Below are 19,793 nucleotides of genomic sequence, written 5' to 3' on the forward strand. Positions count from 1 at the left end.
CACTGAAAATTACGATTTTTATCTTGTTCATCCTTACTCTAAAGCTGAAATACTTATCTCTTTAAATAAGACAACTCCTATATCAGAGAGCGGTGAAAAATTTCATGGATATGCAAACTCTCATGTTAAGTGGAATTTTAGATGGAAATATAATAATAAAAGTTGTTGGATTACTTCCGCAAATACGGATGTAAATACTACATATACTCTTCCTAAACTGGGTACTAACCTAGTCGATGTGAATGAAATATGGAATCAGTGGTATCCAAAATTAGTGTTACATGAAAAAGGGCATCATCAGCTAGCTCTTAAAATTGCTAAAAAAATTGAGAGTACTATTTTAGATATGTCAGCTGAAACTAAATGTTCTGCATTGGAGATAAAAGCTAATGCTATTGGACATGGATATTTATCTGAATTAGACGAACTAAATAAACAATATGATCAACGTACAAATCACGGTGAAACTCAAGGTGCAAGCCTATTCAGTTATCTATAATAATTTGTTTAACAAGCAATTTAAGTCGGAACTAAACCAGTTGGCTGTTTTCACCAACTTTATTTAGCCGCTTTAGGTGGCATTTAACTTTAAATCAGGTTTGGTAATGAATATTGAGAACGTAGAAAAAGCAGATCACCTTACGCTTCTAGCTATTTGGGAATCATCGGTAAGAGCCACCCATGATTTTTTGACAGAAGAAGATCTTCAGGCATTAAAACCGCTGATCTTAGAGCAGTATTTTGACTCTGTTGATTTAAGATGTGCCAAAAATAGTAATGGTGAAATACTGGGTTTTTGTGGTGTACATAATAACAATATTGAAATGTTATTCATTTCACCTGATGTGCGTGGTAAAGGTATTGGTACTTTGTTAGCCTCCTATGCCATCAAATCCCAAGGTGCAACCAAAGTTGATGTTAATGAACAGAATCAGCAAGCGCTAGGTTTTTACCAACATATTGGTTTTTCGGTAACTGGGCGATCTCCAGTTGATGGACAGGGCAAGCCTTATCCATTACTGCATATGTTGTTATGATAATTTAACAAGGCAAAGCGACGGCTTTTTCGTAGCCAAACTTAATAAGACTGTCACTTTAAAAAAATAATGAAACTTTTAAAAGGGATCATCAATTAAATGAAAAGGATTGCTGTATTTGGTAAACCTGGAGGTGGAAAGTCAACACTAAGCAGGGATCTTTCGGCAAGAACAGGTATCAAACATTTCCCGTTGGATTTAATCGAATACAAACACAACGGCGAGCGAGTTACACCTGAAGAATATTCAAGTAAACATGCAGATTTAATAGACACTGAAAACTGGATAGTTGAGGGGCTTGGTACATTAGGATCTTTCTGGTTGCGTATTGATGCCGCTGATACGCTGATTTACATCGACCTTCCCTATTATGTTCATTACTGGTGGATTACTAAAAGGCTATTAAAGAGCTTTTTTGTCAAACCCGAAGGATGGCCAGAAGGTAGCTCGGTTTTAAAGGGTACCCTAGCAAGCTGGAAATATCTGCGGCTATCCCCAAAGTTCTGGACTCCTGAGTTGTTCTCAAAGATTCAGCTTCGCGGTAAGGGTAAAGTTATAATTAGAATTACATCGGCTAAAGAAATAGATGATTTCATTAATAATTTTGGCGATACCGGTGTTCGCATATAACAATCAGCATCAAACATACGCTCAAACCTCCACTGGTTTTTGTGGTTTCGCTTCATAAATCACTACCGCTTGGCAGTTGCTGGGCTGAGCATTATATACCTAGGAACACATATGTCAGTTATCGCTAATACACCTAAACCTCCATATTTTGCTGTAATTTTTACATCTACAAGAACCAAAGGTGAAAATGGTTATGGAGAAATGGCAGATAGAATGGTTGAGCTAGCCGAACAACAACTAGGCTTTTTAGGTATTGAATCAGCAAGAGAAGATGTTGGAATAACTGTTTCTTACTGGGCTGATTTAGATTCAATTAGAAATTGGAAAGCGAACTCTGAACATTTAAAAGCTCATAAAAAGGGTCGTAAGTCTTGGTACAGTTCTTTTAAGGTTCGTATTTCGAAAGTAGAACGAGATTACGGCATATAACCTGTCGTTTAAGAGAAATAACAGAGCCCAAAGTAAAGAAATACAAAATTTGAAGAGCATTTACCCTAAGAATTTATATAAGTGTTTTGTTTAGGTTGCGTCACTAAGTGGTTTGAACTTGGGGATCATTTTCTGGATATTGTTACTATGGGTTTCACGATTAGACTTCATAACTGATGCTGTTAAGCATTAAGAAAACGATGTCATATTCTTCACTTTAATGACAAAAAATATCGCTTATTTTTAATGCTTAACAGCTTTCATTGCTTATTTAAAACTTGTACCTTACACCAACTTCTAGTGATCGTTCTGGACCAACATAAATACCTTGACGTAAACCAGTAATGTAACGTTTATCAGTCAGGTTTTTTACTGCACCAAATAAACGTAAATTATTAGATAAATTATATTGTGCAGTTAAATCTAGCAGCGTATAAGATGGCAATAAACCTCCCCAAATACCACCTGCAGCATCTGTTGGGATCTCTTCAATGTTACTAGCATCACCGTATTGCTCACCTCGGTGATGGACAGTTAACGCCGTGCTTAAGCTCTCTTGTTGATAGTTAAACGCCAGGTTTGCAACAATTTTTGGCGCATAAGGTAGTCGATTACCTTGATTTTCACCACTTTTAAACTCTGAAGTAGGAACCCAAGTAGCGTTACTATCTATGCTGAAACCACCGCCTAGCTTGTAACCTAACATGAACTCCATACCTAAATGTTCAGTTTTACCACCATTAGACTGCGATAAGTTTGGATCACTGTTACCAGTAACTACTTGGTTACTGAAATCCATGGCAAAAGCAGCAACTTCATAATTGACATCGCCCTGATTGCCACGAAGTCCTAATTCATAATTAGTTGAGCGTTCGCCATCTAAGTCTTGGTCCATCAGACCATCAAGTGCTACACCATTAGATGCGGGTGAAAATGCTCGATATACACCACCGTAAAACTGTGCAGATTCGCTTAGGTTATAAGTAGCACCTACACCTGGCAAAAATTCAGTATTGCTCGTTTTAGCAGTGCTATTATCATCTGTTAATATCAAACGCTTTTGTTCGTATGATTCAATTCGCAAACCCGGCGTAATAGCAAAGCGTTCGTTCAACTCAATACGAGTTTGCCCATGAGCTGCATAGCTGTCTGCAGAGTCAATTCTGTGTCGGTCATTTACACCGGTTCGATCAGAACTACGCTCTGCTCGAATACGGGTATCATTTGATTCTTCTTGCATGAAACGTAAACCGAACTCACTATTTGCTGTCATACCAAATAACTGATGATCAAGCGTTAAACGAGTTTCAATACCAACTCGGTCAAATGAGCGGTTATTACCTGATAAGGTGTCTTTATAAACCCATCGATCTGCAGAGTTCGAAGCTTCGGTATCGACGTCATAACGCCAATAATCACGAGTTACTTCACTCCAATAAACTAAAGTTTTCAATGTTGCTTGGTCGGAAAGAGCCCACTCATGATTGATATCGAAAGCAGTACGATCTGTTAGAAACTTATCATCTGCACCTGGGTTATAATCGGCACCCGCCAAATAATCGTCCATTAACAAACCGCGATAAGAAATATCAGCGTCATTTTCATAGCGTGATATTTTAATACCAACCTTTTGGTCGTTACTTAAAATAACCCCTGCCTTAGCCATGACATCAGTCATTTCGTAGCCTTTATCCATAAAACCATCACTGGTAGCATGGGTGGCCACAATGCCAGCAAAAGCATCACCGGCTTCGTTTTTCCCACCCGCTTCTAGGCTGATTTCTTGCATATTAAACGAGCCAGCTCGACCCGTAAGCATTACACCATCATCAGGTGTTTTTGTTTGATAGTTGACTACACCACCGATAGTTGACGGACCATAACGAAGTGACGATGAACCTTTCAATACTTCAACTTGTTCTATTCGTTGAACACGAGGATTAAAGTAACGATCATTACCAATAAATAAACCTGGTGCGACTGGAACACCATCTTCTAACATAAGGGATTTTGATTCACTCGCAGATAATCCACGAATACCAAAGTTTGCAACAATCGCGCTTTCTTCTTCACTTTTAGTATTGACACCTGGAATACGACGTAAAACATCTTCAGTGGATAGAGGCTGAATTTTTTCTATTTGTTGGCGATTTATGACTACAACAGAACCGGTATGCTCCAATATTACAGAGTTAGCGTTACCGAATACTTTGATAACTTCCATGGTAGGCATAATTGTTTGATCTTTACTTTCTTCAGCACTATCTTGCTGTTGAGCAACAGTATTTAGTGATAACAAGGCTAGCGTAATTGCTAGTGATAGCGATGACTTTGTTGTCCGCATTACGAATATTTCCTAAAAAGTTTAAATATTTATCTGCGGCAATTAGAGCACAAAGAATAATGCGAATCAATATCATTAAGATAGTCCTTAACAGTAATAAAATATAAGATTGGAAGAGCATTTATCCAAAAAAAATTTTAATAACAATCCTGTAAGGTCAAGTTTCTACCCAAATTAAATTTGAGCAAAAAAAAACAGCAACCCTATGATTACTGTTTTTTAATAATACAATGAACTGGTATTAGAAAACGTTAATTACGCTTTTCTTGAGTATCGTGCGGTAGCAATGCCGAACAGGCCAAGACCAAGTAGGAACAGAGTCGCTGGCTCAGGAACATCGATGGTACCTAATTCGGTACCTACTTTGATTTTTAAGACGGCCTCTACCTCAGCAAATGTAGTAGCTACAAAATCCAGACCGGTAAGATTCCAACCACAATTAGCAAAAGCACCAATGCCCAGACAATTTACCGCCGAATACCCTGCCGCAAGCGCACTCGTTGTGGCCGCTGTTGGATCTGTTCCAGTATTATGGGCGCCGTCAGTAGAAACATCGATGAGTTTCGTAAAATCTACTGCAAAGTCAGTTGCTGCAAACCCTGCCAAATACGCGTCCATATCGCTTTGTGAAAGAGCAACCCCACCTCCAATGTTAGTGGCACTATTCGGTTGACTCATGCTTGCAATACTCGCGAGTAGTGTGGCACGATCGGTTTCATCATTCAGGCGGATTGCCGTTTGCTCTAAAATTGTACCGCTTGAAAATTGTATGACATTAACTACCACACTACCGTCGGCTTTAACGACACTTGCATCGCCAAATACTGCACCATAGGCGGCAACTTGAGTAGCGAAATCGGCACTTGATATACTGCCCGAGCCGTCGATAACAATACCCAGCGCGGTTTTGATTAGTGCTGCATTTGCCAAATTGCTCCCTAACGTTAAGGGTATAGCCAACAATAAGCCGACTAGATATTTTTTTATTCTATTCTTCATGTTTTACTCCATCCGTAAGTCTTCATAAGCCAATAACAAAAATATTGGCAACAATAGTTATAGCCGTTTACTACTTCAAAATCCGCCTACTGCTCGCTGGTGTTTGAATAGCTATCCCTAATGCCTAGCAATTTTGGCACCAAAAAATATTTATGTTAATAATCAGTTAGATACAATACCGCCCTGAATTTGTAATAGGGACTAATTGTAAAAAATAATGACAACTTTTAGGCTTTGTGAAGCAGCTTACTGAAGGGTTTTCCATCAAGTTCAGCTGATTAAGCCACTAACCAGTGGAGTCAGGCCTTTGTAATCCAGTTAGATTAGTTTCCGAAATTAGAAATGTACGATTTGTAAAAATATCTGACAGTAGATGTTGCTATTCCCCTACAGATTAGGAATAAAATGAACGATTAATTACAGAGTCGACCTTGTTGAAAAATTATAAAACAACAGGACTACCAGAAATTTTATCACTCCAAGTGTCTAGATAGCTAGCTTTTGCTACTTTCTTAAAATGGGGGGAGTTTAAATACCAAATTTATGGTTGGGTCTATAAATACACCGAATTACAGAGACACCCATCACCGAATTACAGAGACACCCATAATAAAGAAATACAAAATTTGAAGCTGGGCCATTTTTCTATCTATTGTTACTATGGGTGTCTCGATTAGCCTTGGCTCTTCTAAATAAAGAAGAAAGAACCTCAAAATCCTCAAAGTTCTTATTTAATTCGCCCATTATGTAACCTTAAGGTTTCATAATGGGCGATATATGTTACATTATTCAAAATACATTTATTAAGGAAGTGGATATGAAAAATGATAGTTTTTCGATTATTTCTCGGTTTCATGTATCAAGTATGTCATTTTGCTTATTTTTGATTCTAAGCATGAGCACTGGGATCTTTTATTCAATGTTGGTAAATCAAACACCTTTCAAAACACAAACTTGGGTGCTGATAACTTCTATAATTTGTACATTATGGCTATTGTTTAATATCAAAGACTGGATCGCGTATTACAAATTATATAGAGATCAAAATCACTTAATTAATGATGAACGCTTTCAGCATCATTCAAGTAAAGCCGCAAAATTTGGATTTATTGCGCTAATGATCAGTAATTTATCTATGTTAATTATTGATCTTTTTGTATTTTCATTAGGTGTTGCTTTTACTTCTCTATTTTCATTAGTTTCCGGGGTGTCTACATATTTAATAACCCACATAATACTAGAGCTGCGGGCATAAACATGGAGTTACTAAATAAGTTAAAAATACATCGTGCAGTTCATAATTTAACTCAAGCAGAGCTCGCATTAAAAGTAGGTGTAAGTAGAAAAACAATTAATACTGTAGAAAACGGTATTTATATTCCATCAACGGTTTTAGCTTTAAAAATAGCTGAAGTATTAAATGTAACAGTCGAAGACATTTTTTCATTAAAACGGTGAACAAACCAGTCACTTTAAAAAACCAATGGATAAACATCACTTATGAAAACCATGCTGTCTAGATCATTATTTGTCGTAACATTAATTAGTTTAAGTCAGCTAAGCCTTGCTCATGATTTGCAACAACCAACACAAAAAGACAATGCTGTTACTGGCCCTATCTACAAACTATTCGATGCAATGCGTGAACATGATCAAGACAAGATTCTGGCTCAATTCACCAGCAAAGCATTATTGCAACGTATTACTACTAAAGGTGAGATTACCAATACAGATGTAAAAAAATTTGCACTCAGTATAAGTACAAATACCGCCGAATTAGATGAACATTTATTAGCCGTCATCATTAACCAACAAAATGAATTGGCCAGTGTTTGGACTCCCTTTGCTTTTTATCTTAATGATAAATTGAGTCATTGTGGTAGTAACAGCTTTCAATTGGTACAGATTAATGGTGAATGGAAAATCCATTACTTAATTGATGTCACTTACACTGGGGATTGTCAGGCTTTTGTAGATAAATATAAAATTCAATAAGCTGCAAATCATAGCGGAGGAATAGCGGCTACGACTTTTTGTAATGTGGTTAAAAAGGCTTCTGGCTCATAACTTACGGGTAACTGTACTAAATTCTCACCCTCTGCATTTAATATCAACAAAGTGGGAAAACCTGTTACTTGGTAATCTTGCATAAAACGTTCGCCTGCTGGCGAGTCATACTCAATTCTTGCGTAAACAAAATCTTGATTAATCTGGGATTTAACTTGCTCATTAGAGAACACTTGTTTGTCTAATTTACGGCAAGATGGGCACCAAATAGCGGACATGTCTGTTAGTACTAATTTATTAGAGCTTTTGGCTACTTCTAACGCTTGTTTTAAGGTACGTTGATCAAGTCCTGTTTCTTCTATGGCTTGTTGCCCTAGGTAGGTCTGAACGGTTTTGTTGCCGTAATAGCCTAATACTGACAACAGTATAATAAACCCAGCTATAACTAAGACTTTATTGAATGGGAAACTTGCTGGGTTTTGCTGCTTATTAGTTGACATCAAGCCTCCTGATTTTGTAGGTGTAATTGGCAATATTCAGTAATTTTATCGACTACAGCAGTTAATCCATTGCCTCTGGATTGGCTCAGGTGTTTTCCCAACTGTAATGTTTCTAGGTAATCAGCTAAGTTAAAAACCAATATTTGACTGGCGGTTTTACCTGACAAGGCTTCGAACAACACAGCCAATAAACCACGAACAATTTTACTGGCTGAATCACCTTCTAGTACAACTGTGTCTTGAAGCATACAACAGCGAATCCACACTTGGCTTTCACAGCCATGTACTGCTGCTGAATCCGTTTTGTATTGATCTTGCAATCTGACTAAACCTTTACCCGCTAACATCAGTTGTCTGTAGGTTTGATCCCAACTTTTTGCTTGTTTAATTGATCCTGCTATAGGAGCCAGATTGTTTTGTTTTGGTTCGAATACAGTATCATCAGCCGTAACTTGATTTACTGAGTCATCTAACAAACTAATACATTCAATTAGCGCAGTACCAAAAGTTTCAATCTCAGCACTGTTATTATAAGCCGCCAATGACACTCTAATAGTCCCATCGATACCTAGCACGTTCATCAAAGGCATAGCGCAGTGATGCCCTACTCTAACGGCAATATTGCGTTTATCTAACAACACCGCTAAATCGTACTGATCGACACCTTGCACAATAAAAGACATCACACAAATACTGTTAACCTTGTCACCCCATAACCTAACTTGTGGAATAGCAGTCAAAGTGGCAAGTAATTGCTGATACAAGTTTTGCTCTTGTGCCAACATAACCATTCTATTGTCTTGAATAAACTCACTAGCAACCGCTATACCCAAAACCCCAGCAATGTTTGGTGTACCGGCTTCAAATTTTAACGGTGGTGGTTGAAAGGTTGTGCGTTCGAAACTGACTTTTTCGATCATCTCACCACCTAGTTGATAAGGCGGTAATTGTTCAAGCAAAGCGTATTTACCATACAACACACCTATGCCAGTAGGGCCAAACATTTTATGGCCGCTAAACACATAAAAATCACAGTCTAACTGTTGCACATTGACAGCTAAATGACTGACGGCCTGGGTGCCGTCTATTAGGGTTAAAGCGCCCACTTCTTTGGCCTTAGCAATAATAGCTGCAATGGGATTGATGTTTCCTAGGGCATTAGATACATGACCTACAGCAACCAAAGCGGTAGTTGAGTCAATTAGTTGTAATGATTCATCAAGTTTTAACACACCATTAGCATCAACCGGCATCACCTTAAGTTGCAGTTCATTCGCTTGTGCGACTTGTTGCCAAGGCACAATATTAGCGTGATGCTCTAAGGCTGAGACAAAAATACTATCACCCGCTTTAAAGTGACCTTTAGCGAGTCCACTGGCCACAAGGTTAATACTTTCGGTGGCACCTTTAGTCCAGACAATTTCTTTATGGCTCTTGGCACCAATAAAGCCCTGAATAGTCTTGCGTGACTGCTCAAATTGTTCAGTAACACTAGCCGCTAGCTGGTGACTAGAGCGATGTACATTCACTGTACGCTCTTGGTAGTACTGCTGGGTAATATCGATAACCGACTGCAATTTTTGACTAGTAGCAGCACTATCCAAATACACGCGGCCTTGTGAGTTTGGACTGAAAAAATAGGGAAAATGCTGACGTAATGTATTGGATAGTTTTGATTGCATTGATTCTATAAAACAAATAAATTTCTACTGCAGATTGTTGTCAATCGACAGCAGATTAGCAAGGTATTTAAATTGGATTGGGCAAGGTATTAAAAAGCACGTTACGCTACATTATTTTAGATTGATTACTTAGCAATCAATCTAACACGTCACAATGTGCCAATTTTTTACTTCGTTTACAACATTCATTGAACTACAGAGCAAAGTTCTTAACAGTCATAGATTATTATTCATCTACAGACTCAAATACGGTTTAAGAATCTGAACCCTAGGTCGATTTAATTTTTATTCAACTAGGGTGCCGAAATTCAATCTCTGCGTTTCCAGCAACGCAAAACTTGTGTCAAAAACACGCATTATGGGGAACCTTCACCGCAGCTCGAGCTCTGTAGTATTTAGCTATTCTTTTGATAAACCAGATAAGCAGCAATTAAATCACTAACAGCAGTACCCACTGATTTAAACAAGGTTATTTCATCTGGCGATTGCCTTAGGATCTCAGGTTTTTTACACATATCGGCTAATTCCCCCACAATATCATCCGCTTTGAAAACACCTTCTGAAATGGGTATAAGTAACTCCCCGGCTTCGCTTAGAGTGTTGCTTAGACTATCAACATATACTCGAGATCTAGTGATTATGGCGCTGTCACACTCTCTAGCATCGGCCATGTGATTCCCTAAACAATCAATATGACAACCTTTGCTAACTAGGTCGCCATCAAATAATGGCGTTTTAGCACCTGTGGCACAACAGATAATATCAACATGCGGCACTTCTTGAGATACGTCGACACTAGGATAAAAACTAATGTCTGGATATAAAGAGCTAAATTCACTAATCAGTTTTTGAACTTTATCGGCATTCCTTCCCCAAATGGTTACTTTTTTCAACGCACGAACGTTAATATGTGCATGTAATAAATAAGCCGCTAAGTTACCTGTTCCAAATAACAATAGATGTTGAGAGTCTTCTCGTGACAACAGTTGGCTGGCTAAAGCCGAAATACCAGCAGTACGCCAATAAGTTATACTTGTCCCATCTACAAGGGCTAAAGGCTCACCTGTTTCACGGCGAAACAGCATGATTTTTGAATATATACCAAGCAAGTCATGCTTAGCCCTGTTGTTTGGAAAATAGGTAAACATTTTATTGCCAATCACCTCCTCATTCCATGAAGGTAATAAGGCAAATGCATCATGATTGTTGTTATCTTCAGGGTCTAGTTGCAGTACTTGCCTTTGTGGCATGTAAAACGGTTGACTAAAACGTTGTTTAAGCAGTGGGATTAATTCAGCAAAACTTAAACTGCTTTGTACTTGTTCTGTGCTAATTATCTTCATTATGCCCTCTTGTTAAAAATGCGCGATTAATTGAATAGGCTTAACAGTTGCCAATTCTACAAAAATTAAAGATCCTGCAAACTTTTTGTCACTTGCAAATAGCTAGATGACAGTTACTATCCCTCAAAAATAATGATGTATCCAATCACAGTATGATCAACAAGTGCGAATAGAAGTTTTAGCGAATAAGACCCAAACATAATGATCACTTATGAGGCAAGGATCCGTGTTTTGTAACTAAGTGATACGTCACACGTTATATTCTGTCATCGACAAATGATGTTTAATGCTAGGGATCACATCCTCTTGATGATGATTCACGTACAATAAAGTGGTACTCCCTTCGCGGGCTAACAATTCAATAAGAGCTAAGACTTTAAGGCGGTTGATATCGTCTAAGCCGTTACAAGGCTCATCTAAAATTAATAACGCTGGGTGTTTCACCATGGCTCGGGCAATCAATGCTATACGTTGATCGCCAAAGGATAATTCTTGAAAAGGTGTCGCGGCTTGAGCATCTAATCCCATCAAGGTTAACCATTGTTTCGCTAATATAACTTGATTCTTAGTCGCTTGTTGATACAAACCAATACTGTCGTAAAAACCTGATAACACCACATGTAACAACGAGCAGTTCACCCGATAATCTAAATGAAACGCATTAGACAGATACCCAATGTATTGTTTGATTTCCCATATACTTTCACCACTTCCCCGCTGATAACCAAATACAAAAATATCATTTACATAACACTGTGGATGATCGCCAGTTATCAAATTTAATAAGCAGGTTTTACCTGAACCATTTGGACCGGTTACTTGCCAATGTTGTTGCGATTGAATGGTCCAATTCAAATTGCTAAAAATAATATTATCAGCGTACCTCACCTTTGCATTGGTTAACTTCACCAGTGGTGCGTTTGCGTCTAAGGGATGAGGTGCAAAACTATCACTATCTTTATGTGGCAATACTAAATCTTGTTGCTGCATATGTTGCAACTGGTTGATATCAGTAAGTTGTTCAGCCAGATCGTCTTCTACTTGTTTCTGCCACTGAATATTACCTGACTGCATCAGTACAAGTTGCTGACAAAAACTCGGCACTTCACTTAAACGATTGAGCACTAGGACTAAGGTCGTTTTGGCAGTCATTTCTAGTAGTAGCTCATTAAAGTCAACACAAGCTTGGGTATCTAAACCATCCCAAGGCTCATCTAAAATCAATAATTCAGGTTGGCTTAACAAGGCTTTGGCCAATAATATCTTGCGGGTTTCGCCTGTAGACAATGCACGAAATGAACGCTGCAACATCCCTGAGAGCGAAAACACACTGCTCACGCGCTCCACTAAACCCTGCTCAATATCAGAAACCTTCAAACCTTCAAACAAAATCTCTTGCACTGTTGTGGGTACAGGAATGATATCGAGAATATCGGCGCAATCTTTTTGCTTTTCGGCCTCAATTAACGCTTGTTGCTGCTCAACTGACACCCAGGCAATACTCGAAGTCACTTGGCGTTGCCCTTCTACCAGCTCTCCTTCACCAACCATTAAAGCCCCAAGAGCGGATTTACCACTACCGTTAGGACCTAAGATAACCGTATGTTGTAAGGCTTGTATGTTTAAAGACTCTATATTGAGATGATAATGACCATCTAACACTAGGTGACAATTTTCTAATAACAGCAGAGACATGGAATGATGACTATTTAGGTGAAGATATAATTAACGCTATGATATCAAACCTAAAACAAAAAGTGATATAAGCAATGTTTTCTAACAACGAATAAACCTTAGGTGGAATTAAATATACCCATTTAGTTATTTCCCAAGTCACTGTTTTAGATAGTGCTGTTATGTATTACATGAAAGGATGAGTTAATAAAGACTGCTACAACAGCTTTGCCGATTAGTGAGATATATTATGCATTTAGGGTTATTTACAATAGCTAAAAATGGGATTAAATTAGTTTAATAAAAGTCATTAGCAATTTTAGTGTAAACCACTATTTATCTTCGTTTGATGGGAATGTACATTTCAAAATATGAATAAATTAGCCACACTTGGTCCCAAAGGGACCTTTTCCGAATCTGCCTCATTAAAATATATAACTGAAAACAAAACATCTCATGAAATTGAATATTTTAGTTCTATTAAACAAGTACTTAACGCTGTAGGTGATAGCAACGACCTTGCTGTTTTACCTATTGAGAATTTTTCGGAAGGTTTTGTATCTATAGTGTTAGATCATTTGATTAATAGCCGACTAACCATAGTGTCAGAAATCCTGCTACCTATTCAATTTTCCTTTATCAGTAATACTGTAGATTTAACAAAGATAGAAGAACTGTTTGTGCAGTTTGTGGCTGAAGGGCAATGTTCAGAGTTTATAGATACATTAGGCACCACTCATATCACTTCTACTCAAAGTAATATCGAATCTCTTAATAGACTTATTGATAAACCAATTAATAGTGCGGCAATCGTGCCTAGTGATTCATTTGTTCACTCAGATTACAATACAGTGGTTGAGAACGTAAATGACTACAAAAACAATCAAACTCGGTTTTTGGCTTTATCTAAAGAGCGAATAGCAGTAGATATTAATACTCATTCCAACTGGAAAACCAGCTTAGTCGTTCATGATGATCACGATAGGCCAGGCCTGTTAGCAGAGGTACTGACTTCATTTGCATCCAGAAAAGTAAATTTGACCTCCATTATTTCAAGACCAACAAAAGTTGAGTTTGGTCAATATAACTTCTTAATTGATATCCAAGGGCACTTTGCAGATCAAGCTGTCGCTGAGGCCATTGCGGAGATTAACAAAGTAGCTAAAGTAAAAAACATGGGATCTTATCCAGCAGCTAAAGTGTATTTAAAAACAGCGGCTGGTTAAGGAGCTAGAATAAAAACAAAATTATTAGGCTAAAAACGTTTCGCGGTAACCGAATAGTCCTTGGCTGCCACCAGTATGTAAAAACAGCTGATTACTATTGTGTTTAATAATACCTTTGCTACACAAATCCATGAAACCAGCCATAGCTTTCCCTGTATAAACAGGGTCTAACAATACCCCTTCAAGTTGCGCACAGCGGTTCACCGCAGTAATCATTGCAGGTGTAGGTATACCGTAACCTTCACCGTAATAATTACCATTGGTTACCACCCTACCCTGAGCTTCGTTAGGATTGATACCTAGGTAGGTTAATGTTTCTCGCAATAATCTATCAACTAATTGCTGCTGCTCTTCAGTAGAACGGCTAACTGCAATGCCAAGTACAGGTATATCGATTTTTGCGGCAATAAGACCAGCTAACAAACCCGCTTGTGTACCAGCACTGCCTGTAGCTAAAATAATTTGATCTAGCTGAATATTTTCAGCGCTTATTTGCTGTAAAATTTCATTAGCGCAGCGTACGTAACCTAAACTCCCCACTACATTTGAGCCGCCCAACGGAATAAAATAAGGCTTTCGACCTGCACTTTTTAATGAACGCATTAAAGTCTCTGCATAGGCGCTACAATCTTCACCTAAGCTTACTCTATGAATTTTCGCTCCAAGTAAACTATCGAGTAACACATTGCCATTATTGTAATAATCCGTTTTTGGGGTACCTGCTACGTCTTCTAAAACCAATTCACAACCAAAACCAAATTTGGCGGCCGCTGCTGCAGTCTGCCTGGCATGATTTGACTGATAACCACCAACAGTCACTAATGTATCAGCACCTTGGTGTTGTGCATCTGCAATCAAATACTCGAGCTTGCGGGCTTTATTGCCACCTCCAGCTAAGCCAGTGCAGTCATCCCGTTTTACATATAGATTGCAGCCTAGTTCACTGGATAATCTCGGTAACTTTTCTAGCAGTGTGGGTGAATGTGTAATAATTGCCCGCGGGATAAGATCAAAATCTTGCATATTCTTCACTTCTTTTTAAGCTTACTTTGTTACGCAACATAACAAAATCAGCCTTAGTAAAATAGAAAAAAGGCCAAAAGGCCTTTTTTTGTAGGAGCATATTTACGACGCGATAAGAACTAAACCGTTTTAAAGAAACCTACTTCTTTACTCAATTTTTCTGCGAGTTTATCCAAGGCGATGCTTGCTGCATTATTTTGCTCTAACGAATAAACCGTTTTTTTATTTATCTCATCAATTTGCGCCATAACTTCAGTTATCGTGCTAATAACATCCACTTGCTGACTCGCAGTGTCAGAAACTAATGCTGCATTTTCAAAAGAGTTATTGGCGTTTTCTTCAATCTCTTGCAACAAACTCATCGCATTTTGCGTCTTAGTTTGACCATCTTCCACTTTAGGTAAAGTATTTTGCATCACAGCTACCGCAGTTGAAGTTTCTTTCTGCACTTCTTCAATGGTAGATTGAATTTCTCTGGTCGCTTCTCCTGTACGTATGGCAAGTTGCCTTACTTCATCGGCAACTACAGCGAAACCACGCCCTGACTCACCTGCACGAGCAGCCTCAATAGCAGCATTCAAAGACAACAGATTGGTTTGGTCAGAGATACCATTAATCACATTGGTTATGCCACCAATTTGACTAGTCAACGCCTCTAATTTGCTAATTTGTTCTACCGCTTGAGCCACAGTGTTCGCCACGTTCTGCATGGCATCCACACTTAATGACATGGAGTCGATCCCATTACTTGCCCTTTCCACCATGCGCTTTGCATTCACTTTATTTTTGGCAGCGGTTTCTGCTACATCAACAATATTTATCTTAATATCATTGAGACGGGTGCGTGTACTTACCGTTAACTGATCTTGCTCCTGAGCAAGCAATATTATGTCTTCAGAGCCTTTAGTGACAATAGTTGATTGTATTTTTAAATCATGTGAAGCGGCGGCAATTTCAAGCACTGTTTGGCGCAGACGATCCTGCATTTTTGCCATTGTTGCCAACATACTCACTTTATGGGCCGTACTCAGGGTTTGCACTAAATTACCCTGGGCAATCTGAGACAGTGATTCTGCGGCAACTGAGGGTTCCGCGCCAAGAGATGATTTAATACTATTGGCAATAATATAAGCCACTAAAACTGCCAGGGCCAAAGCACTTAGCGTTAACACCAACATAATGGTTTTAAAGCTAGAAGCATAACCTAAAATATCATTGGTCGCCGCAATATTTTTCGTTTCTTGTAAATCAATAAACCCATTGATGGTATTTAGCCATTTAACAAAAAGTTGGCCACCACCATTTTTTAACAACACCAAAGCATCTTCGCTCGATTCACCCGTTTTGGTTTTAATTATGTTTTTGATCAAACGTTCGGTTTTTGTTTGTAAGTTATTGAGTTTCTCTAACAACAAGATCTCTTGACTGCTAAAATCAATTCCAGATGTCTGCATTGTTTGCATATTTTTCTGGGATGACGCGTAAAACTCAGATAGACGATTAATATCATCAATATGTATTTTAATGTTTGCTGGATTTTCGGCAGTGGCGAGATCACGAATAGCAATAGCACGATCATGGACACTGCCACGATAGTTAATCGCATTGCGCTGCTTAACAACATTAACGTTAGTCATTGTTGTTAATGTGCTACCGATCATATTAACGCGGTAAATACCCACCATAGTGAGAATTACCATAAGCAAAGTGACAACACTAAAACCAACAAGTAGACGCTTATTGATACTAAGATTATTTAACATATCTATTATCTATCCAATGTGAAATTGGACGAAGTAAGCCATCCAAAAAAATTAAGGGGGGTATATTTATTTTGTATCCTGTAGTGCCACAGCGCTCGAATACAATGACACACAAAAGGGAACGATATAAGTGAGCACAACCTTGAACCAATTTATCTCAGCATCACCTATTAACGCCTCTCCCTGGTTTATCAATGTTAGTATTGTTCCTACAAGAATACTTATAAAAACAGCGGTCTTTAGCTGTTTTTTGGTAACCACTTTGCTTGCCTTCAAAGTTTGCTCGATAGGTTTAGGTACATCGAAAAAATAGCCTTGTGCATATTGTACTCCTGCACGTTTAAGTGTTTCAGCTTGAAAGGCGTCTTCAACACCTTCACCTAAAGTTTTAGTGTTCAACATATCTAAACGTTGTCGCGTAGCTGTGATTTCTTTCTCAATCACATCGCCCAATTCTATACGTCGAATAACAGTAATGCATAACTTTACTATTGCTGGCCGAAGGACTTCAGCGGTGCTGATATCGAAAAAACCGCAACCAGTATCATCAAGTAACACCTGAATTCCCATACTTTGTAGACGTTTAACAGCCAGAGTAACCTTATCCAGATCATCTAGAGGCAGATGTTCGGTTAATTCAAATGCCAACTGGCTGTGAAACGGGCTTATGTGTGGATCTTGTAATAATGCAAATAACTCATCACTGGCCAAAACTTCTGGCCCTACATTAATTGTCAAAAACTTATCATTGGGGAGGCGCGGTAAAAACGTTAATGCCTGTCTAGCGCAAGCAAACTCTATCTCTCGAGTTAAACCAAAATGTGTCGCCGAGCCAAATAACTTATCGGCTCGCTCTACAACTGAACATTCGGGACCTCTGGTTAATACTTCGTACCCAACAATAGAATTATTTTGCAAATCTACAATCGACTGCACATAAGTTTGCAACTGCCGTTTGTCTAGTATTTCTATAAATTCTTGGCGCGTGATATCACAATAAGGGAGACTTGTTTATCAAAATTTTCTATCAGCAACGCATCGCTTATTCCTTCCTTCGCGATAGTTTCTTGGATATTATTTACGGTAAATTGATCAGGTTGTGTAACAAAGGTATAAAGTAATGAAAAATCGATTTTTCTACCACTACTCCCACCAAAATGCGCAATAAACATCTCTCTAAAATACTTTTGAGCGAGTGGTATCAACACAGTTTTTTGTTCCTGCATATCAAACATCACATCATCTACCGGCGCTGAAATAAACATAAAAAATGAATAGTCTGCATAAGTAAATTCAGAAATGTTGGTGTATCTTGAAAACAAACTTTTGATTTGAGGTTCTATCGCCGCAACAAAACTTTCCCAAGCATTATCTACCACTATGTCGCCAAGAATACTTTCCAATATATCGGTGTTATTAAGAGATGCTGCAAACACAAATTGATTTCGAGGCATGATTAGATTCCTTATTATTTATTACTCTAGGCACTCTGCCATCGATTTAAAGCAAAAAAAGGAACTATGTTTTCAGTGAAAACTTTCACTACAGTAGATTTATTTTATTCATAATCTTAAGACACGACTTCTCGCAATACGCCATTTTAGTTTAAATCAGGTTTTAATCTATTAGACTTAAGTAGCGTTTGTAGTGGTTGGTTAAGTAAACTGAAAAAGTTGTTATTTTTCCATCTGCAATCATCACTATTTCATCGCACTGAAAACAACGGCCGACTTATGGGTGATCCCGCAGGTTTAAGTAGTCATAATGACTTATTTTGAAAGAGTAGCTTTCCCCAATGTTATGGACTATCGATATAGTCCAAATGACAAGCCTGATTTCGACCGCTAAGCTTTGCTTGGTAAAGTGCTTTATCTGCAAGGCCCATCATTTTTTTCATTGTTGGATTGCTGTCACGAGTCGCTAGTGTTGAGCCAATGCTACAAGTAATGTGAATATCAGCATTTGCAGGTATAACGACATTACTGACATTTGTTAATATTAGTTGCGTAATCTTTTCTAGTTCGATATTAGTTACACCGTGTAAAATAATCGCAAACTCCTCCCCACCTATTCGAGCATGAAAGTCCTGACTATTCCTCATAGTTAGGTTAACGGCATTGACGACCGCTTTTAAGCACTCATCACCAATATTATGCCCGTAGGTGTCGTTAACACTTTTAAAGTAATCCAAATCATAAACTAATAATGCGACTGGCCAAGCGCATGTAGATTTTTTATTGAAAATTTCCTGACTAAATTCTTCAAAATATCGACGATTAGCAATTAACGTTAATGAGTCAGTGCGAGCAAGTTTATTTAATATAACCGTTCTTTCTTTAACTTTTTGTTCTAGCTCGGTGGATAAATTATTTGCTCGTTTTATGGTAATGAACATACATACCAATCCTATTACTGAAAAAGCAACAAAAATAACGTAAGCATACTGGACTGTATTTGTTAACTCTTCATCATCAGTGCTAAGAGGCATACTGATATCAACCGCTCCGCGCATATCACCTACTTGCCAATCTTTTTTTGGGCTGTCAGGATGCGAGTTATGACAATCAACACAACTTTCTTCCATAAAAATGGCTTCAGCGTGTCGAAGAACATTATTTTTTCCGATCATTTCAACGCGTTCAAATACTCGATTGTTCGAGTTCAGCTTTTGTAATGCTGCGATTTGAAAACTATCTTGTGGCCCGGCATTACTCTGCCTACTGCTAAAAGGATAGTTACTAAAAGTATGCAGTATCAACCCATTATCGGGATCTGATATTGCTACGCCTAATTCAATAGCAAATGTTGCAGGGTTTGGAATGGCATATTGTTTTCCGTGATACAGGGCCTGCACTGAGATATCGGGGTGATCACGTAAGGCCGCAACAGAATTTTGGCTATAAGAAATTCTAGCCTTATTAATCGTTAAAGCTAAAACACTTGCTGTACGAGCAGCAAGGGCTGTAGAGGCAGAATATTGCAGCTTTTTAATGGCGATAAGCGAAATGACAGCCATTAGCATAAAGAGTAAGGTAAAAGTAGTAATTGCTTTAGTGTGGGAAAATGTCATTACTTAAATAATTATAGAATCAATTACATAAAAATTAATTATACCAGCAGTAAAACACATGTTGTG

At 38.2% G+C, this 19,793-nt stretch carries 19 protein-coding genes; 8 read left to right on the forward strand and 11 right to left on the reverse strand.

Annotated features, from left to right (window positions below; translation table 11 throughout):
- The 4 genes from GARC_RS00830 to GARC_RS00845 form a co-directional block, all read left to right on the forward strand.
- The coding region (locus GARC_RS00830; RefSeq protein ID WP_052151443.1) for a DUF922 domain-containing Zn-dependent protease at positions 1-499 on the forward strand (499 nt) is incomplete at its 5' end.
- Positions 500-605: 106 nt separating this feature from the next.
- Complete coding sequence (locus GARC_RS00835) at positions 606-1,037, forward strand: acetyltransferase (protein ID WP_007615708.1); 432 nt, start codon at positions 606-608, stop codon at positions 1,035-1,037.
- 99 nt (positions 1,038-1,136) lie between these two features.
- Entirely contained in the window at positions 1,137-1,667 is a 531-nt protein-coding gene (locus GARC_RS00840) for a P-loop NTPase family protein (protein WP_007615710.1), read from the forward strand.
- A 111-nt stretch (positions 1,668-1,778) separates the two neighbouring features.
- Positions 1,779-2,096, forward strand: coding sequence for an antibiotic biosynthesis monooxygenase family protein (locus GARC_RS00845; RefSeq protein WP_007615712.1), 318 nt, complete (start codon positions 1,779-1,781; stop codon positions 2,094-2,096).
- A 271-nt stretch (positions 2,097-2,367) separates the two neighbouring features.
- Here GARC_RS00845 and GARC_RS00850 read toward each other — a convergent pair whose 3' ends face one another.
- Both GARC_RS00850 and GARC_RS00855 read right to left on the reverse strand, forming a co-directional pair.
- Positions 2,368-4,440 carry a TonB-dependent receptor family protein gene (locus GARC_RS00850; protein ID WP_007615714.1) on the reverse strand — a complete coding sequence of 691 codons (2,073 nt, stop codon included), beginning with the start codon at positions 4,438-4,440 and terminating at the stop codon, positions 2,368-2,370.
- Positions 4,441-4,695: 255 nt separating this feature from the next.
- Entirely contained in the window at positions 4,696-5,439 is a 744-nt protein-coding gene (locus tag GARC_RS00855) for a vWA domain-containing protein (RefSeq protein WP_007615715.1), read from the reverse strand.
- Between the two features lie 817 nt (positions 5,440-6,256).
- Here GARC_RS00855 and GARC_RS00860 point away from each other — a divergent pair.
- Genes GARC_RS00860 through GARC_RS00870 form a run of 3 tightly spaced genes read left to right on the forward strand, consistent with a single transcriptional unit; the run spans position 6,257 to position 7,434 of the window.
- Complete coding sequence (locus GARC_RS00860; protein WP_153810832.1) at positions 6,257-6,694, forward strand: hypothetical protein; 438 nt, start codon at positions 6,257-6,259, stop codon at positions 6,692-6,694.
- A gap of 2 nt (positions 6,695-6,696) precedes the next feature.
- Entirely contained in the window at positions 6,697-6,897 is a 201-nt protein-coding gene (locus tag GARC_RS00865; protein ID WP_007615719.1) for a helix-turn-helix transcriptional regulator, read from the forward strand.
- Between the two features lie 42 nt (positions 6,898-6,939).
- Entirely contained in the window at positions 6,940-7,434 is a 495-nt protein-coding gene (locus tag GARC_RS00870) for a hypothetical protein (protein ID WP_007615724.1), read from the forward strand.
- Between the two features lie 8 nt (positions 7,435-7,442).
- Here the strand turns inward: GARC_RS00870 and GARC_RS00875 are convergent, their stop codons facing one another.
- The 4 genes from GARC_RS00875 to modF all read right to left on the reverse strand — a co-directional run bounded on the left by GARC_RS00875 (position 7,443) and on the right by modF (position 12,666).
- Positions 7,443-7,946 (reverse strand): thioredoxin family protein, encoded by a 504-nt coding sequence (locus tag GARC_RS00875; RefSeq protein ID WP_007615726.1) that lies wholly within the window; start codon positions 7,944-7,946, stop codon positions 7,443-7,445.
- Entirely contained in the window at positions 7,946-9,628 is a 1,683-nt protein-coding gene (locus GARC_RS00880; protein WP_007615727.1) for a SufS family cysteine desulfurase, read from the reverse strand. Before GARC_RS00880 ends, GARC_RS00875 begins: the two co-directional genes overlap by 1 nt.
- 395 nt (positions 9,629-10,023) lie before the next feature.
- Complete coding sequence (lhpI, locus tag GARC_RS00885) at positions 10,024-10,971, reverse strand: bifunctional Delta(1)-pyrroline-2-carboxylate/Delta(1)-piperideine-2-carboxylate reductase (protein WP_007615728.1); 948 nt, start codon at positions 10,969-10,971, stop codon at positions 10,024-10,026.
- A gap of 249 nt (positions 10,972-11,220) precedes the next feature.
- Positions 11,221-12,666, reverse strand: coding sequence for a molybdate ABC transporter ATP-binding protein ModF (gene modF, locus GARC_RS00890; protein ID WP_007615729.1), 1,446 nt, complete (start codon positions 12,664-12,666; stop codon positions 11,221-11,223).
- Positions 12,667-13,016: 350 nt separating this feature from the next.
- On the opposite strand from modF, the gene GARC_RS00895 reads away from it, so the two are divergent.
- Positions 13,017-13,871, forward strand: coding sequence for a prephenate dehydratase (locus tag GARC_RS00895; RefSeq protein ID WP_007615731.1), 855 nt, complete (start codon positions 13,017-13,019; stop codon positions 13,869-13,871).
- Between the two features lie 24 nt (positions 13,872-13,895).
- On the opposite strand, the gene GARC_RS00900 is transcribed toward GARC_RS00895, so the two are convergent.
- From GARC_RS00900 to GARC_RS00920, 5 genes are all read right to left on the reverse strand, one after another.
- Positions 13,896-14,894 (reverse strand): D-cysteine desulfhydrase family protein, encoded by a 999-nt coding sequence (locus GARC_RS00900; RefSeq protein ID WP_007615732.1) that lies wholly within the window; start codon positions 14,892-14,894, stop codon positions 13,896-13,898.
- A 119-nt stretch (positions 14,895-15,013) separates the two neighbouring features.
- Positions 15,014-16,657 (reverse strand): methyl-accepting chemotaxis protein, encoded by a 1,644-nt coding sequence (locus GARC_RS00905; RefSeq protein ID WP_007615736.1) that lies wholly within the window; start codon positions 16,655-16,657, stop codon positions 15,014-15,016.
- Positions 16,658-16,723: 66 nt separating this feature from the next.
- The gene (gene nrtS, locus GARC_RS00910) at positions 16,724-17,647 is read right to left on the reverse strand and encodes a nitrate/nitrite transporter NrtS (protein ID WP_081587474.1); all 924 of its coding nucleotides are present in this window, start codon (positions 17,645-17,647) and stop codon (positions 16,724-16,726) included.
- Positions 17,626-18,111: a hypothetical protein gene (locus GARC_RS00915; RefSeq protein WP_007615740.1), complete on the reverse strand. Its 486-nt coding sequence runs from the start codon at positions 18,109-18,111 to the stop codon at positions 17,626-17,628. The genes nrtS and GARC_RS00915 overlap by 22 nt, the downstream gene beginning before the upstream one ends.
- Positions 18,112-18,455: 344 nt before the next feature.
- On the reverse strand, positions 18,456-19,727 hold the full coding sequence (locus GARC_RS00920) for a diguanylate cyclase domain-containing protein (protein ID WP_007615742.1): 1,272 nt from the start codon (positions 19,725-19,727) through the stop codon (positions 18,456-18,458).
- Positions 19,728-19,793: the final 66 nt, after the last annotated feature.

It is taken from the genome of Paraglaciecola arctica BSs20135 (genome assembly GCF_000314995.1).
GTDB classification, from domain to species: Bacteria; Pseudomonadota; Gammaproteobacteria; order Enterobacterales; family Alteromonadaceae; genus Paraglaciecola; species Paraglaciecola arctica.

Coding starts and splice junctions, on each gene's coding strand:
- GARC_RS00875 (WP_007615726.1), bottom strand. CDS start 7,946: ATGTCAACTAATAAGCAGCAAAACCCAGCAAGTTTCCCATTCAATAAA.
- GARC_RS00920 (WP_007615742.1), bottom strand. CDS start 19,727: ATGACATTTTCCCACACTAAAGCAATTACTACTTTTACCTTACTCTTT.
- GARC_RS00845 (WP_007615712.1), top strand. CDS start 1,779: ATGTCAGTTATCGCTAATACACCTAAACCTCCATATTTTGCTGTAATT.
- GARC_RS00895 (WP_007615731.1), top strand. CDS start 13,017: ATGAATAAATTAGCCACACTTGGTCCCAAAGGGACCTTTTCCGAATCT.
- GARC_RS00855 (WP_007615715.1), bottom strand. CDS start 5,439: ATGAAGAATAGAATAAAAAAATATCTAGTCGGCTTATTGTTGGCTATA.
- modF (WP_007615729.1), bottom strand. CDS start 12,666: ATGTCTCTGCTGTTATTAGAAAATTGTCACCTAGTGTTAGATGGTCAT.
- GARC_RS00840 (WP_007615710.1), top strand. CDS start 1,137: ATGAAAAGGATTGCTGTATTTGGTAAACCTGGAGGTGGAAAGTCAACA.
- GARC_RS00905 (WP_007615736.1), bottom strand. CDS start 16,657: ATGTTAAATAATCTTAGTATCAATAAGCGTCTACTTGTTGGTTTTAGT.
- GARC_RS00880 (WP_007615727.1), bottom strand. CDS start 9,628: ATGCAATCAAAACTATCCAATACATTACGTCAGCATTTTCCCTATTTT.
- GARC_RS00865 (WP_007615719.1), top strand. CDS start 6,697: ATGGAGTTACTAAATAAGTTAAAAATACATCGTGCAGTTCATAATTTA.
- GARC_RS00835 (WP_007615708.1), top strand. CDS start 606: ATGAATATTGAGAACGTAGAAAAAGCAGATCACCTTACGCTTCTAGCT.
- GARC_RS00900 (WP_007615732.1), bottom strand. CDS start 14,894: ATGCAAGATTTTGATCTTATCCCGCGGGCAATTATTACACATTCACCC.
- GARC_RS00870 (WP_007615724.1), top strand. CDS start 6,940: ATGAAAACCATGCTGTCTAGATCATTATTTGTCGTAACATTAATTAGT.
- lhpI (WP_007615728.1), bottom strand. CDS start 10,971: ATGAAGATAATTAGCACAGAACAAGTACAAAGCAGTTTAAGTTTTGCT.
- GARC_RS00915 (WP_007615740.1), bottom strand. CDS start 18,111: ATGCCTCGAAATCAATTTGTGTTTGCAGCATCTCTTAATAACACCGAT.
- GARC_RS00850 (WP_007615714.1), bottom strand. CDS start 4,440: ATGCGGACAACAAAGTCATCGCTATCACTAGCAATTACGCTAGCCTTG.
- GARC_RS00860 (WP_153810832.1), top strand. CDS start 6,257: ATGAAAAATGATAGTTTTTCGATTATTTCTCGGTTTCATGTATCAAGT.